This is a genomic window from Sphingomonas azotifigens NBRC 15497 (genome assembly GCF_002091475.1).
GTDB lineage: Bacteria > Pseudomonadota > Alphaproteobacteria > Sphingomonadales > Sphingomonadaceae > Sphingomonas > Sphingomonas azotifigens.
Genome location: NZ_BCTR01000022.1, coordinates 34,686 through 51,612, shown reverse-complemented (window position 1 = coordinate 51,612; position 16,927 = coordinate 34,686). Strand labels below are relative to the sequence as shown.

Annotated in this window: 14 protein-coding genes, 1 tRNA gene and 1 riboswitch; of the genes, 5 read left to right on the top strand and 10 right to left on the bottom strand. The window is 66.7% G+C overall.

From position 1 onward, the window contains the following. Nucleotides 1–205: 205 nt before the first annotated feature. The 3 genes from glnA to SAZ01S_RS09995 form a co-directional block, all read right to left on the bottom strand. Nucleotides 206–1,618 (bottom strand): type I glutamate--ammonia ligase, encoded by a 1,413-nt coding sequence (gene glnA / locus SAZ01S_RS10005; RefSeq protein WP_084582131.1) that lies wholly within the window; start codon nt 1,616–1,618, stop codon nt 206–208. A gap of 93 nt (nt 1,619–1,711) precedes the next feature. Beyond that, the gene (locus SAZ01S_RS10000) at nt 1,712–2,050 is read right to left on the bottom strand and encodes a P-II family nitrogen regulator (RefSeq protein WP_010544265.1); all 339 of its coding nucleotides are present in this window, start codon (nt 2,048–2,050) and stop codon (nt 1,712–1,714) included. A gap of 165 nt (nt 2,051–2,215) precedes the next feature. Beyond that, nucleotides 2,216–3,523, bottom strand: coding sequence for a methyl-accepting chemotaxis protein (locus SAZ01S_RS09995; protein ID WP_139810019.1), 1,308 nt, complete (start codon nt 3,521–3,523; stop codon nt 2,216–2,218). 240 nt (nt 3,524–3,763) lie between these two features. On the opposite strand from SAZ01S_RS09995, the gene SAZ01S_RS09990 reads away from it, so the two are divergent. Continuing rightward, a complete protein-coding gene (locus SAZ01S_RS09990; protein WP_084582129.1) occupies nt 3,764–4,579 on the top strand; it encodes a ferredoxin--NADP reductase in 816 nt (271 codons plus the stop codon). A 174-nt stretch (nt 4,580–4,753) separates the two neighbouring features. On the opposite strand, the gene SAZ01S_RS09985 is transcribed toward SAZ01S_RS09990, so the two are convergent. Next, a complete protein-coding gene (locus tag SAZ01S_RS09985) occupies nt 4,754–5,806 on the bottom strand; it encodes a threonine aldolase family protein (RefSeq protein WP_084582128.1) in 1,053 nt (350 codons plus the stop codon). 51 nt (nt 5,807–5,857) lie between these two features. Further along, nucleotides 5,858–5,967, bottom strand: a riboswitch (SAM-I-IV-variant riboswitch). Nucleotides 5,968–6,157: 190 nt separating this feature from the next. Next, on the bottom strand, nt 6,158–6,982 hold the full coding sequence (map, locus tag SAZ01S_RS09980) for a type I methionyl aminopeptidase (RefSeq protein ID WP_084582150.1): 825 nt from the start codon (nt 6,980–6,982) through the stop codon (nt 6,158–6,160). A gap of 53 nt (nt 6,983–7,035) precedes the next feature. Here map and SAZ01S_RS09975 point away from each other — a divergent pair, with 53 nt between their 5' ends. After that, nucleotides 7,036–7,791 (top strand): competence/damage-inducible protein A, encoded by a 756-nt coding sequence (locus SAZ01S_RS09975; RefSeq protein WP_084582127.1) that lies wholly within the window; start codon nt 7,036–7,038, stop codon nt 7,789–7,791. A 334-nt stretch (nt 7,792–8,125) separates the two neighbouring features. Here the strand turns inward: SAZ01S_RS09975 and SAZ01S_RS09970 are convergent, their stop codons facing one another. The 4 genes from SAZ01S_RS09970 to SAZ01S_RS09955 all read right to left on the bottom strand — a co-directional run bounded on the left by SAZ01S_RS09970 (nt 8,126) and on the right by SAZ01S_RS09955 (nt 11,614). Then, nucleotides 8,126–9,052 carry a bifunctional riboflavin kinase/FAD synthetase gene (locus SAZ01S_RS09970; protein WP_084582126.1) on the bottom strand — a complete coding sequence of 309 codons (927 nt, stop codon included), beginning with the start codon at nt 9,050–9,052 and terminating at the stop codon, nt 8,126–8,128. A 125-nt stretch (nt 9,053–9,177) separates the two neighbouring features. Further along, nucleotides 9,178–10,350 (bottom strand): dipeptidase, encoded by a 1,173-nt coding sequence (locus SAZ01S_RS09965; RefSeq protein ID WP_084582125.1) that lies wholly within the window; start codon nt 10,348–10,350, stop codon nt 9,178–9,180. Next, the gene (locus SAZ01S_RS09960) at nt 10,347–10,823 is read right to left on the bottom strand and encodes a dihydrofolate reductase (RefSeq protein WP_084582124.1); all 477 of its coding nucleotides are present in this window, start codon (nt 10,821–10,823) and stop codon (nt 10,347–10,349) included. Before SAZ01S_RS09960 ends, SAZ01S_RS09965 begins: the two co-directional genes overlap by 4 nt. Further along, nucleotides 10,820–11,614: a thymidylate synthase gene (locus SAZ01S_RS09955; protein WP_084582123.1), complete on the bottom strand. Its 795-nt coding sequence runs from the start codon at nt 11,612–11,614 to the stop codon at nt 10,820–10,822. Before SAZ01S_RS09955 ends, SAZ01S_RS09960 begins: the two co-directional genes overlap by 4 nt. Before the next feature lie 137 nt (nt 11,615–11,751). Here SAZ01S_RS09955 and SAZ01S_RS09950 point away from each other — a divergent pair, with 137 nt between their 5' ends. Further along, nucleotides 11,752–12,114 carry a JAB domain-containing protein gene (locus tag SAZ01S_RS09950; RefSeq protein ID WP_245824751.1) on the top strand — a complete coding sequence of 121 codons (363 nt, stop codon included), beginning with the start codon at nt 11,752–11,754 and terminating at the stop codon, nt 12,112–12,114. 656 nt (nt 12,115–12,770) lie between these two features. On the opposite strand, the gene SAZ01S_RS09945 is transcribed toward SAZ01S_RS09950, so the two are convergent. After that, nucleotides 12,771–12,844: transfer RNA gene (locus SAZ01S_RS09945), tRNA-Gly, on the bottom strand. Nucleotides 12,845–13,126: 282 nt separating this feature from the next. Between SAZ01S_RS09945 and SAZ01S_RS09940 the strand changes: the two genes are divergently transcribed. Together SAZ01S_RS09940 and SAZ01S_RS09935 are read left to right on the top strand one after the other, a co-directional pair. After that, on the top strand, nt 13,127–15,517 hold the full coding sequence (locus SAZ01S_RS09940; RefSeq protein ID WP_084582121.1) for a TonB-dependent receptor: 2,391 nt from the start codon (nt 13,127–13,129) through the stop codon (nt 15,515–15,517). 179 nt (nt 15,518–15,696) lie between these two features. After that, the gene (locus SAZ01S_RS09935; protein WP_218018053.1) at nt 15,697–16,665 is read left to right on the top strand and encodes a LacI family DNA-binding transcriptional regulator; all 969 of its coding nucleotides are present in this window, start codon (nt 15,697–15,699) and stop codon (nt 16,663–16,665) included. Nucleotides 16,666–16,927 lie beyond the last annotated feature (262 nt).

Sequence of the window (16,927 nt, the reverse complement as noted above, 5' to 3'; positions counted from 1 at the left end):
TAGCACGGTGATCGGGCGCGCTCAATCGCCTCTCGCGACGTTGCGACTATCGAGAAACGAGAGCCTTCAAACACCATCGTCATCCCCGCGGAGGCGGGGATGACGGCATGATGGCAATGTTCTCGCAGCGGCGCTGCCGCACGCGCAACGGAAAAGGGCGCCCGGATCGCTCCGGACGCCCCTTCTTCAGCCGATCCCTATGGGATCAGCTCGAATAGTACATGTCGTATTCGACCGGGCTCGGGGTCATTTCCCAACGGGCCACGTCGGCGCGCTTGATCTCGATATAGGCCTCGATCTGGTCCTTCGAGAACACGTCGCCCTTCAGCAGGAAGTCGAAATCGGCTTCCAGGCTGTCCAGCGCCTCGCGGAGCGAACCGCACACGGTCGGCACTTCGGCCAGCTCGGCCGGGGGCAGATCGTACAGGTTCTTGTCCATCGGGTCGCCCGGGTGGATCTTGTTCTGGATGCCGTCCAGGCCGGCCATCAGCAGCGCCGCATAGGCGAGGTACGGGTTGGCCAGCGCGTCCGGGAAGCGGAACTCGACGCGCTTCGCCTTGCTGCCCGCGCCGTACGGGATGCGGCACGAGGCCGAGCGGTTGCGGCTCGAATAGGCGAGCAGCACCGGCGCTTCATAGCCCGGGACCAGACGCTTGTAGCTGTTGGTCGAGGGGTTGGTGAAGGCGTTGAGCGCCTTGGCGTGCTTGATCACGCCGCCGATGAAGTAGAGGCAGGTGTCGCTCAGGCCCGCATAGCCGTTGCCGGCGAAGAGGGGCTGGCCCTTTTCCCAGATCGACATGTGGGTGTGCATGCCCGAGCCGTTATCTTCCTTGATCGGCTTCGGCATGAAGGTCGCGGTCTTGCCATAGGCCTGGGCGACCTGGTGCACGACATACTTGTAGATCTGCATGCGATCGGCGGTGGTCACCAGCGTGCCGAAGGTCAGGCCCAGTTCGTGCTGCGCGGCGGCGACTTCGTGGTGGTGCTTGTCGCAGGGCAGGCCCATTTCGAGCATGGTCGAAACCATCTCGCCGCGGATGTCGACGGCCGAGTCAACCGGCGCGACGGGGAAATAGCCGCCCTTGGCGCGCGGACGGTGGCCGAGGTTGCCGGCTTCATATTCGCGGCCCGAATTGCCCGGCAGCTCGATGTCGTCGATCTTGTAGTAGCTGGTCGAGTAGCTGTTCTCGAACCGCACGTCGTCGAACATGAAGAACTCGGCTTCGGGGCCGACATAGATGGTATCGCCAATGCCGGTGGTCTTCAGATACGCCTCGGCGCGCTTCGCGGTCGAGCGCGGATCGCGGGCATAGAGTTCGCCGGTCGAGGGCTCGACGATGTCGCACACCAGGATCAGCATCGGGGTGGCCGAGAACGGATCGACCCACACCGCGTCCAGATCCGGCTTCAGGATCATGTCGGACTCGTTGATCGCCTTCCAGCCTTCGATCGACGAACCGTCGAACATCAGGCCGTCGGTCAGCTCGTCCTCGCCGAGGACCGACGCGACCATGGTCAGGTGCTGCCACTTGCCCTTGGGGTCGGTGAAGCGCAGGTCGATCCACTCGATCTCCTGATCCTTCACCATCTTCAGGATGTCACTGGCCGAATTCGCCATTGTAGGTGCCCTTTCGCTCTCTTTCGTCTGCCCGACGAATCGGGTAATAAAATTTCTTTCGCAGGTGCGTCATCGCGCCCGCTTTACGCTGCGTCAAACGGCGTTTTCGTTCCGCTCGCCGGTGCGGATGCGCAGCGCCGTCTCGACCGGGATCACGAAGATCTTTCCGTCGCCGATGCGGCCGGTCTGCGCGGCGGCGGCGATCGCCTCGACCACGCGCTCGGCCAGCGTGTCTTCCACCACCACTTCCAGCTTCACCTTGGGCAGGAAGTCGACGACATATTCGGCGCCGCGATAGAGCTCGGTATGGCCCTTCTGGCGGCCGAAGCCCTTGGCTTCGGTGACGGTGATCCCCGAGACGCCCACCTCGTGCAGCGCCTCCTTCACTTCATCCAGCTTGAACGGCTTGATGATGGCTTCGATCTTTTTCACGTTTTCCCCCAGGCAGCGGAAACGCCCGCGTCAGGTCTGATTCACTGGTGTTTAGCAACCTGCATGCCAGAACGGGAATAGCGAGCGTGGCCACACGCGCCGAACGGATTCCGGCGCGGAAAATTGCCTGATTATCGGGCAGCCGCTGCCCAATCGCGCGGCAGATCAGGCGGCGCGAATTTCGGTTAGAAAGCGGTCGATCCCGTCCGACAGGGCCTCGGCGCCCGAAAGCAGCTCAGCGGAGAGATCAGCGATCGCGCCGGCATTCTCGGATGCCGCATGCGCCGAGAGACGAACCTGCTCGATGTCATGCTGCACTCCCCGAGTGCCGGAGGCGCTTTCATTGACGTTGCGGGCGATCGCATGGGTTGCGCCGTTCTGCGCGCGCACCGCGTCTTCGACGCTGGCGGACACGTCGGCGATGCCGGTGATCGCCTGCTCTACCCGCGCATGGTTGACGGTCACGCGATCCACCACGCTGCGAATGTCGGTGACCTCGATGCCGATGCTCTGCGCGGCGCGGCGGACCTGATCGGCCAGCGTCTTGATCTCGCTGGCGACGACGGTGAAGCCACGCCCCGCCTCGCCGGCGCGCGCTGCCTCGATCGAGGCGTTGAGCGCCAGCAGGTTCACCTGGCCTGCGATCTCGCCGATGACCGAGGTCACGCTGCCGACGGTCTGGGCAAAGGCATCGAGCTCGGCCGTTCCCAAGCGGCTGTCGCCGACCAGCGCGACCGCTTCGGCGGCCGAGGCGCGCGCGGTGACCGTATCGCGGCCGATCGCATCGAGCGTGGTGGCGAGCGCATCGGATTCGCGGGCGATGACGGCAAGATTGTCATGGGTCTGCGCCACCGCGGCGGCCAGTGCCGTGGCCGACGCGCTGTTGGCGGTGGCGCGTTCGGCCGTGGCGGCGGCGCTGGACCGCAAGGTGCTGGCGAGCCCGCGCAACTGTCCGGCGAGCGCGCCGACTTCGGCCTCGATCCGGTCGCTCGCGGCTTCGATGCGCCGGGCCCGCGCCGTCTGGCGCTGCGCTTCGCGGATATGCTCCTCGGCGGCCAGCTGGATGAGCCTTCGGTTGCTGATGGCCGCGAACAGCTGGCCGCCGCGGGTGAGAATCATGCCCTCCTGGCCATCGGCCGCCGCATAGGCGTCCACCAGCGCGCGCGGCGGCTGCGCATAATCGGCGGTGGGGCAGGCGCGGACCATCGATTCCAGCCGCCGGCCATAGGCGGGGTTGCGCAGCAGCGCATGGCCATAGGGATTGAGCAGCAGGCGCCGCACGTCTTTCTCGAATACCGCCCCCAGCGGTCGCTGCGCGGCATCCAGCACCGGCAGCAGCCGCAGCGACGCATCGTCCTGGAAGCAGCGCACGGCCTCGCCCAGCGGCGTGTCGAGCGTGAGCCATGGCGGGTTCCGCTCGGCGGCGGTCAACCAATCGAGGAGGAAGCGAAGATGGGGAGACGTGTCGCGCATCGCCGGCCCCGGTACGACAGCGCGGTAAACGAGCGCTTAGGATTTGGTGACAGCTTTGTTACGCTCGGCGAACGCCGGCGCCCAGATCCCCTGTTATGGGACACCGCGGTTTACCCCGCCCTAGTGCTACTTTCTGGACGCGGGCGCCTTCTGATGGCAGAGGGCCGCCTTTCCTGTTTTTACCCCTGGCCCCGCCCGTGGCGGACCGGGGCGACCAGAGCGTAACGAGGACCCGCTTTCATGACCGTCGACACGCGCGCGCCCGCGCTGCTTCCCGAGCATCCCGCCTTCGCCACGGCCAAGGTGCTATGGGTGCGCCACTGGAACGAGCATCTGTTCAGCTTCGCGATCGAGCGGCCGGCCAGCTTCCGCTTCCGCTCGGGCGAGTTCGTGATGATCGGTCTGGAAGGCGAGGGCGGCAAGCCGCTGATGCGTGCCTATTCGGTCGCCAGCCCGTCCTGGGCCGAGGAGCTCGAATTCCTGTCGATCAAGGTGCAGGACGGTCCGCTGACCTCGAAGCTGCAGAAGATCGTGCCGGGCGACGACATCTATCTCGGCAAGAAATCGACCGGCACGCTGGTCGCCGATGCGCTGCTGCCGGGCCGCCGCCTGTTCCTGCTCTCGACCGGCACCGGCCTCGCGCCGTTCCTCAGCGTCGCGCGCGATCCCGAGATCTATGAGCGGTTCGAGCAGGTGATCGCGGTGCACAGCGTGCGCCGGGTGAGCGACCTCGCCTATCATGACGAGCTTGCCGGCAAGCTGGCCGACGATCCGCTGATCGGCGAGCAGGCCGCGCAGCAGTTCCACTATGTGCCGACGGTGACCCGCGAGCCGTTCCACACCAGCGAGCGGATCGGTGCGCTGATCGAGAACGGCAAGCTGTTCGAGGGCGTGCCGGGCGACCCGGTGCTGCATCCGGAGACCGACCGCGTGATGCTGTGCGGATCGATGGACATGATCCGCGAGTTCGCGGCACTGCTCGAGGGCAAGGGCTTCAAGGAAGGCTCAAACAACGCGCCCGGCGACTTCGTGATCGAGCGCGCCTTCGTCGGTTGAGATGTAGCGCTTCCGCCTCGGCCGGCGTTTCCTCTCCCGCGAATCGGGGGAGGGGGACCGCCGCCGAAGGCGGTGGTGGAGGGGGAACTTCCCTCCGCCACCGAATGCCCCCTCCACCATTTGCTGCGCAAATGGTCCCCCTCCCCCGGAGCTGCGCTCCGAGGGAGGATACGCTCAGGCGGCGAGCGCCGTCCCGCTGCTGACCGCGCGAATGTCCGCGGCCAGTTGGTCCACTCGCGCCGGATCGGCATCCCAGGCGAACATGAAGCGGGCGCCGCCGCCGATGAAGGTGTAGAAGCGCCAGCCGCGCGACCGCAGTCCCTCCAGCACCGCCTCCGGAGCCCGGACGAACACGCCGTTCGCTTCCACCGGGAACATCAGTTCGACGCCCGGCAATCCCTGAATCTGCCCAGCCAGCTGCTGCGCGCAGCCATTGGCGTGGCGTGCGTTGCGCAGCCAGGCGCCGTCCTCCAGCATGCCGACCCAGGGCGCGGCCAGAAACCGCATCTTGGACGCCAGCTGCCCGGCCTGCTTGCAGCGATAGTCGAAGTCCTGCGCCAAAGCGCGATCGAAGAAGAGGACGGCTTCGCCCACCGCCATGCCGTTCTTGGTGCCGCCGAAGCAGAGCACGTCCACCCCCGCGCGCCAGGTGATCTCGGCCGGATCGCAGCCGAGCGTCGCGCAGGCATGGGCGAAGCGCGCGCCGTCCATGTGCAGCTTGAGGCCGAGTTCGCGGCAGACGGCGGACAGCGCCTTCACTTCGTCGACGGTGTAGACCTGCCCGGTCTCGGTCGGCTGGGTGATCGTCACCACGCGCGGCTTGGGGAAGTGGATGTCCGAGCGGCTGGTCGCCACCGCGCGCACCGCGGCCGGCGTCAGCTTGCCGTCCTCGCTCTGCGCGACGAGCAGCTTCGAGCCGTTCGAGAAGAACTCCGGCGCGCCGCATTCGTCGGTCTCGACATGCGCGGCGGCCGAGCAGATCACGCTGTGATAGGATTGGCACAGCGCCGCCAGCGCCAGCGAATTCGCCGCGGTGCCGTTGAACGCGAAGAACACTTCGCAATCGGTTTCGAACAGCGTGCGGAAGGCGTCCGCCGCGGTGTGGGTCCAATGGTCGTCGCCATAGGCCGGCGCGTGGCCGCGATTGGCGGCTTCCATCGCTGCCCATGCCTCGGGGCAGATTCCGGCATAATTGTCGCTGGCGAATTGCTGGGCTTCGGTCGTCACGCTCTACTGCCTTCTTCCTGTTCCAGGAGGCGGGCGACGATCGGAGATGTGGCGTGGACACCGTGTTGCCGGGTTCGGCCACATCCCTCCATTCGCATGGAGGCACCACCTTGCACGGGGCAGGTTGGTGCCGGGCGTCGGCCCGACTCTTGATGCTGGCGCGGCGGATAGCGGAAGTTGCGGGGCGGCGCAAGATTGTTGCGGCGTTCCCCTCCCGCTTGCGGGAGGGGCTAGGGGAGGGGCTGACGTGGAGGTTCCAGCCAGACGGCGCCTCAAGCGACCCGCTGATCCCCTCCCCCGACCCCTCCCGCAAGCGGGAGGGGAGCGCAGAAGGATGGCGACGACCTTCGCTTAGTACGGCGGCTGATGCAGGCCCTTGGGGCTGAGCGTGAAGATCTCGCAGCCGGTTTCGGTGATCCCGATCGAATGCTCGAACTGCGCCGAGAGCGAGCGGTCGCGCGTCACCGCCGTCCAGCCGTCGTCGAGCAGCTTCACGTCGGGGCGGCCGATGTTGATCATCGGCTCGATCGTGAAGAACATGCCGGGCTTGAGCTCCGGCCCGGTGCCGGGGCGGCCGACATGCACCACCTCGGGCGCGTCGTGGAACACCTGGCCGAGCCCGTGGCCGCAGAAGTCGCGCACGACGCCGTAGCGATGCTTCTCGGCGTGGCGCTGGATCGCATGGCTGATGTCGCCGAGATGGTTGCCCGGCTTGGCCTGCTCGATGCCGAGCATCAGGCACTCATAGGTTACGTCGACCAGCCGGCGCGCCTTGATCGGCACGTCGCCGACCAGATACATGCGGCTGGTATCGCCGTGCCAGCCGCCGAGCAGCGGGGTCACGTCGATATTGACGATGTCGCCGTCCTTCAGCGGGCGGTCGCCCGGGATGCCGTGACAGACGACATGGTTGATCGAGATGCAGCAGCTATGGGTATAGCCGCGATAGCCGAGCGTCGCAGGCACGGCGCCCGCCGCGATCGTCAGCTGCCGGACGATGTCGTCCAGCTCCTGCGTCGTCACGCCGGGGACGACGTGCGGCACCAGCGCGTCGAGGATCTCGGCGGCGAGCCGGCCGGCCTTGCGCATCCCTTCGAAGCCTTCGGGGCCATGGAGCTTGATCGCATGGCTGCGCGCCTGCGGCATATCCGCGGTGACGGTCACATATTCGGTCATGCTGCCCATATAGGCGTTTGCACCCGGCTTTGCGAGAGCGTAGCGCTAGCGCCATGCACGAGCGGATCTGGACAGCGGCCCTGGTGGTGATCGGCGACGAAATCCTGTCGGGCCGCACCCAGGACAAGAACATCGCGCAATGCGCCACCTGGCTGAATGCGCAGGGGATCCGGCTCGCCGAGGTGCGGGTGGTGCCCGACAAGCAGGCGGCGATCGTCGAGGCGGTCAACGCGCTGCGTGTCCGCAACGACTATCTGTTCACCACCGGCGGGATCGGGCCGACGCATGACGACATCACCGTCGACGCGATCGCGGCGGCGCTGGACGTTCCCGTGATCGTCCATGCGGAAGCGCGGGCGGCGCTCGACGCCTATTATGCCAGCAAGGGCGGCCTTACCGAGACGCGGCTGCGGATGGCGCGGGTGCCGGAAGGTGCCGAACTGATCGTCAACCGCATGTCCGGCGCGCCGGGCATCCGCTGGGGCAATATCTTCATCCTGGCCGGCGTGCCACACATCGCCGCGGGCATGCTGGATGCCCTGACCGGCACGCTGGAGGGCGGCCGCCCGGTCGTTTCCCGCACGATCGGCTGCTGGGTCGCGGAAAGCGAAATCGCCGACCTGCTGGCGGAGACCGAGCAGGCGTACGAGGGTGTCGCGATCGGCAGCTACCCGTTCTTCCGCGAGGGGCGGGTAGGCGCCAACTTCGTCGTCCGCGCGACCGACGCGGCAGTGGTCGATCGGTGTGTCGCGGTGCTCGCCGAAGGGCTGGAGGCGCGCGGGCTGGAGGCGGTGGACGGGGGGATTTGAGGGGGCACCTCACGAACGTTCTGGAATCCCTCCACCCCAACCCCTCCTAAGGAGGAGGGGCTAAGATCGGAGCCAACGCAAGCCCCTCCCCTTCAGGGCAGGGCTATCGCATTTGGCAAATTTGCTCCGTCATCCCGGCGAAAGCCGGGATCCATTGCCCTCGACGCGGGGGGAAAGAACCGCCATTTCAGCGCGAATGGATCCCGGCTTCCGCCGGGATGACGATTGTTTTGGACGTGCCGTCGTCGCGAGGTTCCAAATGCGATTGCCCTGCCCTTCAGGGGAGGGGTTGGGGTGGGGCCTGACCGATCCGCACCACGACCCGGTCGCAACGTCACCCCTGCGCCAGAATCTCCCGCGCCCGCGCAGCATCCTTGTCCATCTGCACGGTCAGCGCGTCCAGGCTGTCGAACTTCGCCTCGGGGCGCAGATACGCGATCAGGTCCACCTCCAGCATCTGGTCGTAGAGGTCGCCGCTGAAATCGAAGAAGAAGCTTTCGAGCAGTTCGATGGGCGGATCGAAGCTCGGACGGATGCCGAGATTGGCGACGCCGTCGAGCACGCGGCCGTCCGGCAGGCGCCCGCGCACGGCGTAAATGCCGTATTTCGGACGCAGATACTTGCCGAGTCGCATGTTCGCGGTCGGATAGCCGAGCTGGCGGCCGAGCTTCGCACCGCCTTCGACAATCGCGGCGATCGCGAAGGGGCGGGTGAGCAGGGCGGCGGCGGCGCGCGGGTCGCCCGCTGCGAGGAATTCCCGTATGCGGCTGGAAGACACCACGGCACCGTCGAGATCGACCGCCGGCACCGTCTCCGCCGTGAAGCCGAGCTCTGCACCCAGCGCGGCAAGCATCTCGACATTGCCCTCGCGGCCCTTGCCGAAGGTGAAGTCCTCGCCGGTCACCACGCCCGCCGCGCCCACCGTCTCGACCAGCTGCTCGGCGAATTGCCGGGCGGTGAGGCGGGCGAGGGTGGCGTCGAAATGGAAGACCAGCATGCCCGCCGCGCCCGCCGCACCGAACAGCCGCTCGCGCTGGTCGAGCGTGGTAAGGCGGAAGGGCGGGGCGTCGGGCTGGAAGAAGCGGCGCGGATGCGGATCGAAGGTCGCAACGATCGCCGGGCGGCCCTCGGCGCGGGCGCGTTCGACCGCGCGGCCGACCACCGCCTGGTGCCCGAGATGGAAGCCATCGAAATTCCCGAGCGCAACGATCGCGCCCCGGAGAGGAAGCGGAACCGCCGAGCCGCCGTCCAGCCGCTGCATGGGGTGGCTATAGGGATTGGCCGGCGCGATGCCAATGGGGTGAGGTCGTGTCTCACCGGACCAACGGAGGTTCTGGAATCCCTCCACCCCCAACCCCTTCTCCAAGGAGGAGGGGCTACATGCGCTTAGGACCGCGCCGTCATTCCCGCCCGCAGCACCCGTAGCACATTACCCCCCATCACCTTGGCGATCTCCTGCTCGGAAAAGCCGCGATCGACCAGCGCCTGGGTGACCACCGCCAGCTGCGACGCGTCGAATCCGGTCGTCACCGCGCCATCGAAGTCCGAGCCGAGCCCGACATGGTCGATCCCGACCAGGTCGCGGACATGGGCGATCGCCGCCGCCACCGCCGCCGGGCTGGTCGAGCAGACCGCTGCCTCCCAATAGCCGATCCCCACCACGCCGCCGGTCCGCGCGATGCCGCGAATCTCCTCGTCGCTAAGGTTGCGGTTGACCTTGCAGGTCTCCTGCACGCCGCCATGGCTGGAGACGACGGGGCGTCGCGCCGCGGCGAGAATGTCCGCCACCGCATGGTGGCTGGCATGCGCCACGTCGACGATCATCCCCAGCGCCTCCATCCGCCGCAGCACCTGCAGGCCGAACGGCGTCAGTCCGCCTTTCGCCTCGCCGTGCATCGATCCGGCAACGCTGGTGTCGAAGAAATGCGCGAAGCCTGCCATCCGGAATCCCGCGGCGTAAAGCCGATCGACATTGGCGAGCTTGCCGTCGAGCACCTGAAGGCCCTCGATCGAGAGCAGTCCGCCGGTCACCTTCTCTCCGTGTTGGCGGTCGGCGAGCAGCCGGTCGAGATCGGCAGGGGTGCGGATCACGCGCAGCTGGCCGTTCGAGGCAGCGGCGGCGCGCGTCAGTTTCTCCGCATGCCACAGCGAGCGTTCGAGCAGCGACGTCCAGGTGCGCGGCGGCTGGAGCTGGGCGATCACGAGCGGGGTGATGTTGTCGCTGTCCGCGCCATTGGCGTCGTAATTCTGGTGGCGCGGCGTCTTGGTGACCGACGAGAACACTTGCAGCGCGACATTGCCCGCCTGCAGCCGCGGCAGATCGACCTGGCCGCGCTGGGCGCGATCGAGCAGGCTGCGGCGCCACAGCAGCGTGTCCGCGTGCATGTCGGCGATCTGCAGGCTGGCGTGGAGCGCGCGGGTCTGCGCCGTGACCTTGGGCAGGGGTGTCGGGACGACACCGTTCATGCTGCCTTCCACGAAGGCCGGTGCGATCCCGAAAAAGCCGATGGCGCCGATGAGAAGCAGGGCCGCCAGGCCGATCAGGATCGCGCGCTTCACCGGCGACGTTCCAGCGTCACAAAGGCGTAGGCGGGGCGATCGGCCTCCGCAGGGTGCCCCTCGCGCGCCGTTTCGCGCCACTGGTCCGGGTCGAAGGAAGGAACATGCGCGTCGCCCTCGGCATCGACATGGACTTCGGTAAGCTCGATCCGATCGGCGCGGTCGAGGAACAGCGCGAAGATCTCGGCGCCCCCAATCACCGCGGCGTCGTCGCCCGCCAGCGCCAGCGCGGCATCGGGACCATCCGCCACCTCGGCGCCGTCGGCCTGCCAGTGTGGATCCCGGGTCAGCACGATGTGGCGACGGCCGGGCAGGGGGGCGGGGAAGGATTCGAAGGTCTTGCGGCCCATGATCATCGGCCGGCCCATCGTCTGCGCCTTGAAGCGCTTGAGGTCAGCCGGCAGCCGCCACGGCAATTGCCCGTCGCGGCCGATCACGCCGTTGTCGGCGCGGGCCAGGTGGAAGCTGATCATACCGCGACCGGCGCCTTGATATGGGGCTGCGCGACATAGTCGTGGATCGCGAAATCCTCGAATTCGTAGCCGTCGATCGACGGCGCCTTGCGCAGGATTTCCAGCCGCGGCAGCGGACCGGGGGTGCGGGACAGTTGCTCCCGCGCCTGGTCGAGATGGTTGAGGTAAAGGTGGCAGTCGCCGCCCGTCCAGATGAAGTCGCCGACCTCAAGCCCGGCCTGCTGCGCGAGCAGATGCGTGAGCAGGGCATAGCTGGCGATGTTGAACGGCACCCCCAGGAAGATGTCGGCCGAGCGCTGATAGAGCTGCAGGCTCAGCCGGCCGTTCGCGACATGGCACTGGAACAGGCAGTGGCAGGGCGCCAGCGCCATCGCGCCGAGCTCGCCCGGGTTCCAGGCGGAGACGATCATGCGGCGCGAGGCCGGGTTGGTCTTCAGCGTCTCGATCAGTTCGGCGATCTGATCGACATGGCGGCCGTCCGCTGTTTCCCAGTTGCGCCACTGCTTGCCATAGACGGGCCCGAGATCGCCGGCCTCGTCGGCCCACTCATCCCAGATGCTGACCTTGCGCTCCTGCAGCCAGCGAATGTTGGTGTCGCCGCGCAGGAACCACAGCAGCTCGATCAGGATCGACCGGAGGTGCAGCTTCTTGGTGGTGAGCAGAGGAAACCCCGCCCGAAGATCGAAGCGCATCTGCGCGCCGAAGACGCTGCGGGTACCGGTGCCGGTGCGGTCCATCACCTCCACGCCGTCGTTGAGCGCGCGGGCCATCAGATCAAGATATTGACGCATGCCAACAACCTAGCGAGGCTGGGTGGCGGAGTCATCTACCTTCGTCTGAAACGATTCCGAAACGAATCATCTTCCCAGCGCCTTCGCATCGTGTTACCTATATAGTTATGAATATATGCATACATGCGTCGTATATATTGAGTTTCGATGCCGCGCATGCGCTGTTCGGTCCTTTAGCGCGGGCGGAGACGGAAGTTGCGGCGTTTGCCTTTCTGGCAGGGGATGGTCGGCTGCTCGGCATGCGGCACCTGCGCGGGAACTGCATCAGCGCGGTTGACGTGCCGGTGCGGCAGATCGTCGCGGACGCGCTGGCGTTCGACGCGGCCGGGGTGGTGATGGCGCACAACCATCCGAGCGGCGATCCGAGTCCCAGCGCGGCAGACCGGACGATCACGCGACGCCTGCTCGCCGCGCTCGATGCGGTGAACATCCGGCTGGTGGACCATCTCGTTCTCGCGGAAGACCGCGCCGTCAGTTTTCTGGCGCTTGGTTGGCTGTAAAAATGACAACGTTGTCATATTGCTACATACCGGCGGGTTCGCACTCGGCGGGCCGACCGGCGGGGCATGGGCCTGCGATCGGGGCGTCCTGCCGCGGAAGCGGTAGGGGGAGCGGACGCCGACATCCTCCCGTGATTGCAATCCGGGAGAGCGTTTCGGCCGCCAGGAAAATCATGCCCGATCGGTGGTTTAGTGCGGATCCTGGCACGGCCATCGGCAGCGCGTTGGCCGCGGCGCGAGCACGGCTGTCGCAGGTCGGCCGCGCTTCCCGCGGCACCGGAGCCCCCCGTCATGCATAACCCGTTGGCCATGATCCCGCTGGCGATCGTCCTTGCCTGCATCTGCGGCCTGGGGGCGCTCGCGCATCGGTGGCACCGCCATGGGCATCGACCGGGCATCTGCCCCTCGTGCAACATCACGCCCCTCGGGCCCGGGGAGTGCGCATGCGAGGATTGCGGCGATCGATGGGCGTGGTGAACGGGGAGGTTCGCGTCGTTTTGCGCGGGAGCGGCTGGAGCCTGGGTTCGCTACCCTCCAGCATAAGCAGGTATCGACGCATCGCCGCTGGGACGAGCGGTCACGAACCGGATGCCCTGAAAAATGCCGCAGATTTCTGCGATTTACAAAGCGGTATGGGATTTCTTGGGATCGGAAAATGGAGCGGGTGAAGGGAATCGAACCCTCGTCGTAAGCTTGGGAAGCTTCTGCTCTACCATTGAGCTACACCCGCGAAAGCCCAGAAAACCATAGGTTCTAGGTTCCGGCATCGGCCTGGATTGCAGTGCGATTTGCACGGCTCCGTACGATGCGCTCGCCGATTGCCACGACCACACCGCTGCGGTCAACACAAACCCGCCGGATTTGTGCAACCCTGCACCGCGCATGGTGGCAGACTGGGGCGGATGATGATGCCGCACGGAGCATGCGTGCGCTATGTCATGAAAAGTGAAACGTTTCACTAAGCCGTAACACCAGCCTGCGATGTGCGCCTCGACTCAAAAGGGGCAGGGACATGAACATCGGAAAACGGTCGCGCTGGGTGGTTTCGCGTTTCGGGGCAGGGGTGCTTCTCGCCGGCACGGCAATGCCCGCGCTGGCGCAGCAGTCGGGGGCCGGACAAGCGGCAGCGGAGACGGCGTCGCCGTCCGACGATGCCGACATCACCGTCACCGCGCGCCGCCTCGGCGCCGGCAAGGCCCGCGCGACCTTCGAGCTGGAGCGGGCGGACATCGAGGATCGTCCGCTGGGCGCCGACGTGACGCAGAGCCTCGCCAAGGTGCCCGGCGTCAAGGTCTCCACCGGCGATGCGCGCGGTGGCTCCTTCTCGTTCGAGCTCTTCCTGCGCGGGCTCAACAAGGAGCAGGTGGGGCTGACGCTGGACGGCATTCCCACCGGCGATGCCCGATTCAACGGCGGCTCGCCGCCGCAGCGCTTCATCGATTCCAGCAACATCGGCGGCATCATCGTGTCGCAGAGCGCCGGCGATATCGGCGCGCCGTCCCGCTTCGCGCTCGGCGGGTTCATCGACTTCCGCACCGACGATCCGGCAAAGCAAGCCGCGATCACCGCGGAAGCCGGCGTCGGCACCGACAATTTCACCCGCGAGTATGTGCGGGTCGACACCGGTGCTTTGCCCGGCGGCTTCGCGATGTACGGCAGCTATTCGCACCAGTATAACGACATCTGGGCAGGGCCGAAGGCGCGGCGCGCCTACCGCGATCACGGCGAGTTCAAGGCGGTGAAGACCTTTGCCGACGGCTCGTTCCTCAAGGCGCGCGCGTCGTACAACAGCCAGTTCGACAACGACTTCAACCTCGTCACGCTGCCGCAATTCCGCGCCAATCCGCGCAGCGACAACCTCAACGATGCGCTGACCGGCATCCCCAACCAGGATCTCAACTATGGCGGCACCTTCGGGGGCGCCCGCCGCGATTTCCTCGGCTACCTCAACGGCAGGCTGGTGGCGGGCGAGCAGGTGACGATCAGCGTCAATCCCTATTACCAGACGCTCGACGGCTTTTCGACCAGCTACCAGAACCGGCATCGCCAGCTCGCGGGCGGGGACCCGGCCGCGGTGCTGGGCTATACCGCCACCGGGGGCGCGATCCGGCCGTCGCTTGCCACCACGTCGAACCCTAACGTCTTTGGCGGCCCCGCCGACATGCGCGTCACCCCGCGCACGCGCGAACGCTATGGCACGACGGCGGAACTCGCGGTGCGCGACGTGCTCCCGCGCAACAGCTTCCGTCTCGGCATGTGGTATGACGGCGGCACCTCGACCGAGACGCGCAACTTCTACCCGATTGTTCCGTCGACCACGCAGCTGGCATGGAAGGCGGGGCGTCCGTCCTACGTGCTGTATGATCGCTGGACGTCGATCTCGACCGTGGAACTCTACGGGCAGGATTCGATCGACATCATCCCCGACGTGCTGCGGCTCGACGCGGGGCTGACCTGGTACACGATCCGCTACAAGGCGCGCTCGCCGCTCGAATATGCCGCACGCCTGAACTTCCGGCAGAACGCGCCGGTGCAACCCAAGCTGGCGCTCAGCCTCAAGCCCGCTGCGCACCTCGAAATCTTCGGCGGCTATGCGCGCAATTTCTCCGGCATTCCGGAGGACGCCTTTCTCGGATCGACCGCGGTCATCCAGCCCGGCGAGCTGAAGCCGCTCCAGTCGATCAACCTCGATGGCGGCATGCGCTACACGACGACGCACTATGCGTTCTCGTTGCAGGGCTTCCATGTGCATCTCAAGAACGGCGTCGGCATCGTGCCCAACGATCCGACCGTGACCGATCCCGTCGATATCCAGCGCGGCAACGTCGCCACGCGCGCGGCGACGATCCTGGGGCAGACCACCGACGGTGTGGAACTGACCGGGCTCGCCACCTATCCGTGGATCGACCTGTACGCGACCTATGCCTACCAGCGGGCGCGGTACGACGACGCCGTGGCCGGATCGCGCGATCGGCTGAACCTGGCATCGGTGGGCATCATCGCGGGCAGCGACGTTCGCGATATCCCGCGGCACAGCGTCTATGGCGAGATCGGGGTGAAGCCGCTTGCGGGCGTTCGCCTGCAGGGCAATGTCCGCTACGTCAGCAGCCGCGTCGGTGGGGACATCATCGCACCGACCAGCTTCGCCGAAATCGGCATCGAGCGGATCCCCGGCTATGCGCTGTTCGGCCTGTCGGCGCGCTACACGCTGCCGCGGCTCGGGGCGCTGCGCGAGAGCATGGTCCAGCTCAACGTCGATAACCTGTTCGACAAGGCCTATCTCGGATCGGTGAGCAGCGCGACGGCAACGGCCACCGAGACGGGGCTGCCGGGCCGATCGCTCGGGAGATACTTCCTGGGAGCACCGCGCAGCGTCACCGCCTCCTTCCGGGTCAAGTTCTGACGCCTGGGACGTGGATCGGCGCGCCGGCGGGCTTCTCGCTCGCCGCCGCGTAGCGGCTCGCTCGAAGCGCCCACCCTGCACGGATACGCCTTGGCAGACCGGGCCGACGAACCTAACCGACAAAGGATCGAAGAGACGGATGATACGTGGGCAAGTCGGACCGACCTAAGACAGCGACGTTGAAGGATCTGGCGCGGGAAGCGGGCGTATCGCTGACCAGCGCCTCCTACGCGATCAACGGCACCGGCTCGGTCGGCCCCAAGACCCGCGCGCACATTCTGGAAGTTGCCGAGCGGATTGGCTTCCGGCTCAACCTCAACGCCAAGGCGATGCGGTCCGGCCGCTCGGGCATGCTGGCGCTGATCGTCCCCGATCTCGGCAATCCGTTCTTCGCGGCGCTCGTCCAGGCGGTGTTCCGCGAGGCGCGGGCGGCGGGCTACCAGATCTACATGATGAACACCGAAGGCTCGGAGGCGCTGGAGGCGGAGGCGCTGGCGACCGCGGCGGGCCTGCGGGTCGATGGCGTCGTCTGGTTCTCGATCCGCGACAAGGACACCTCGGCCGGCGTTCTGGCGCGCACGCCGACGGTGGTGCTGGACCGGACGATCGACGGCTATGACATGGTGACCGTGGACTATCTCGCCGCCGGCCGGCTGGCGGGGCAGCATCTTTGGGATCATGGGCATCGCCGGATCGGCATCATCGCCGGGCCGCTTGACATCGCGGCGATGCGGGACCGGTGTGCGGGGGTGGAAAGCGTCTTTGCCGGGGGCGGCGAGATCGTCTTCAACCTCGAGAACGCCTTTTCGGTGGATCTGGAGCCGAGCGTGAAGGCGGCGCTGGCCAAGCGCGAGGTAACCGCGGTGTTTGCCGGCGCCGATCTGATCGCGATCGGCGCAATGCGCCATGCGCAGGACCTGGGCCTGGCCGTCCCACGCGATCTCTCGATCCTGGGCTTTGACGATATCGATCTGTCGGCGCTCACCCAGCCGGCGCTGACGACCGTCGAGCTGCCGGTCGAAGAAATGGCGCGCGAGGCAGTGGCGATCCTCGTCTCCCGCATCGGCACCAACAACGGAGACAGACGGCGGCTGTTGCTCGGTACAAGGGTAGTAGGCCGGGCCTCGGTGGGCGACCTGCCGCTCTAGCCTTCACCGGTGTTGTTCGTTCCACGCAGGCTGAAACGGCCAAGCATCGTGTCCCGTCATGCGGTCTGCCGCGGGCATGGCAAAAGATGGCACGCCCGGCGCCGTCGACCGCATGCAATTTCCGCCAGAAACGCTGCGGCATGACGCTGGCACGGGTTGAGAGTCCCTGGCGAAGGCTCTGCGATGGTTGGCGTCTTTGTAGCAACGCGGATGTTTTTCCAGAATCCGCATTGATGGAATTTCCCGTATTATTTCGGCGCCG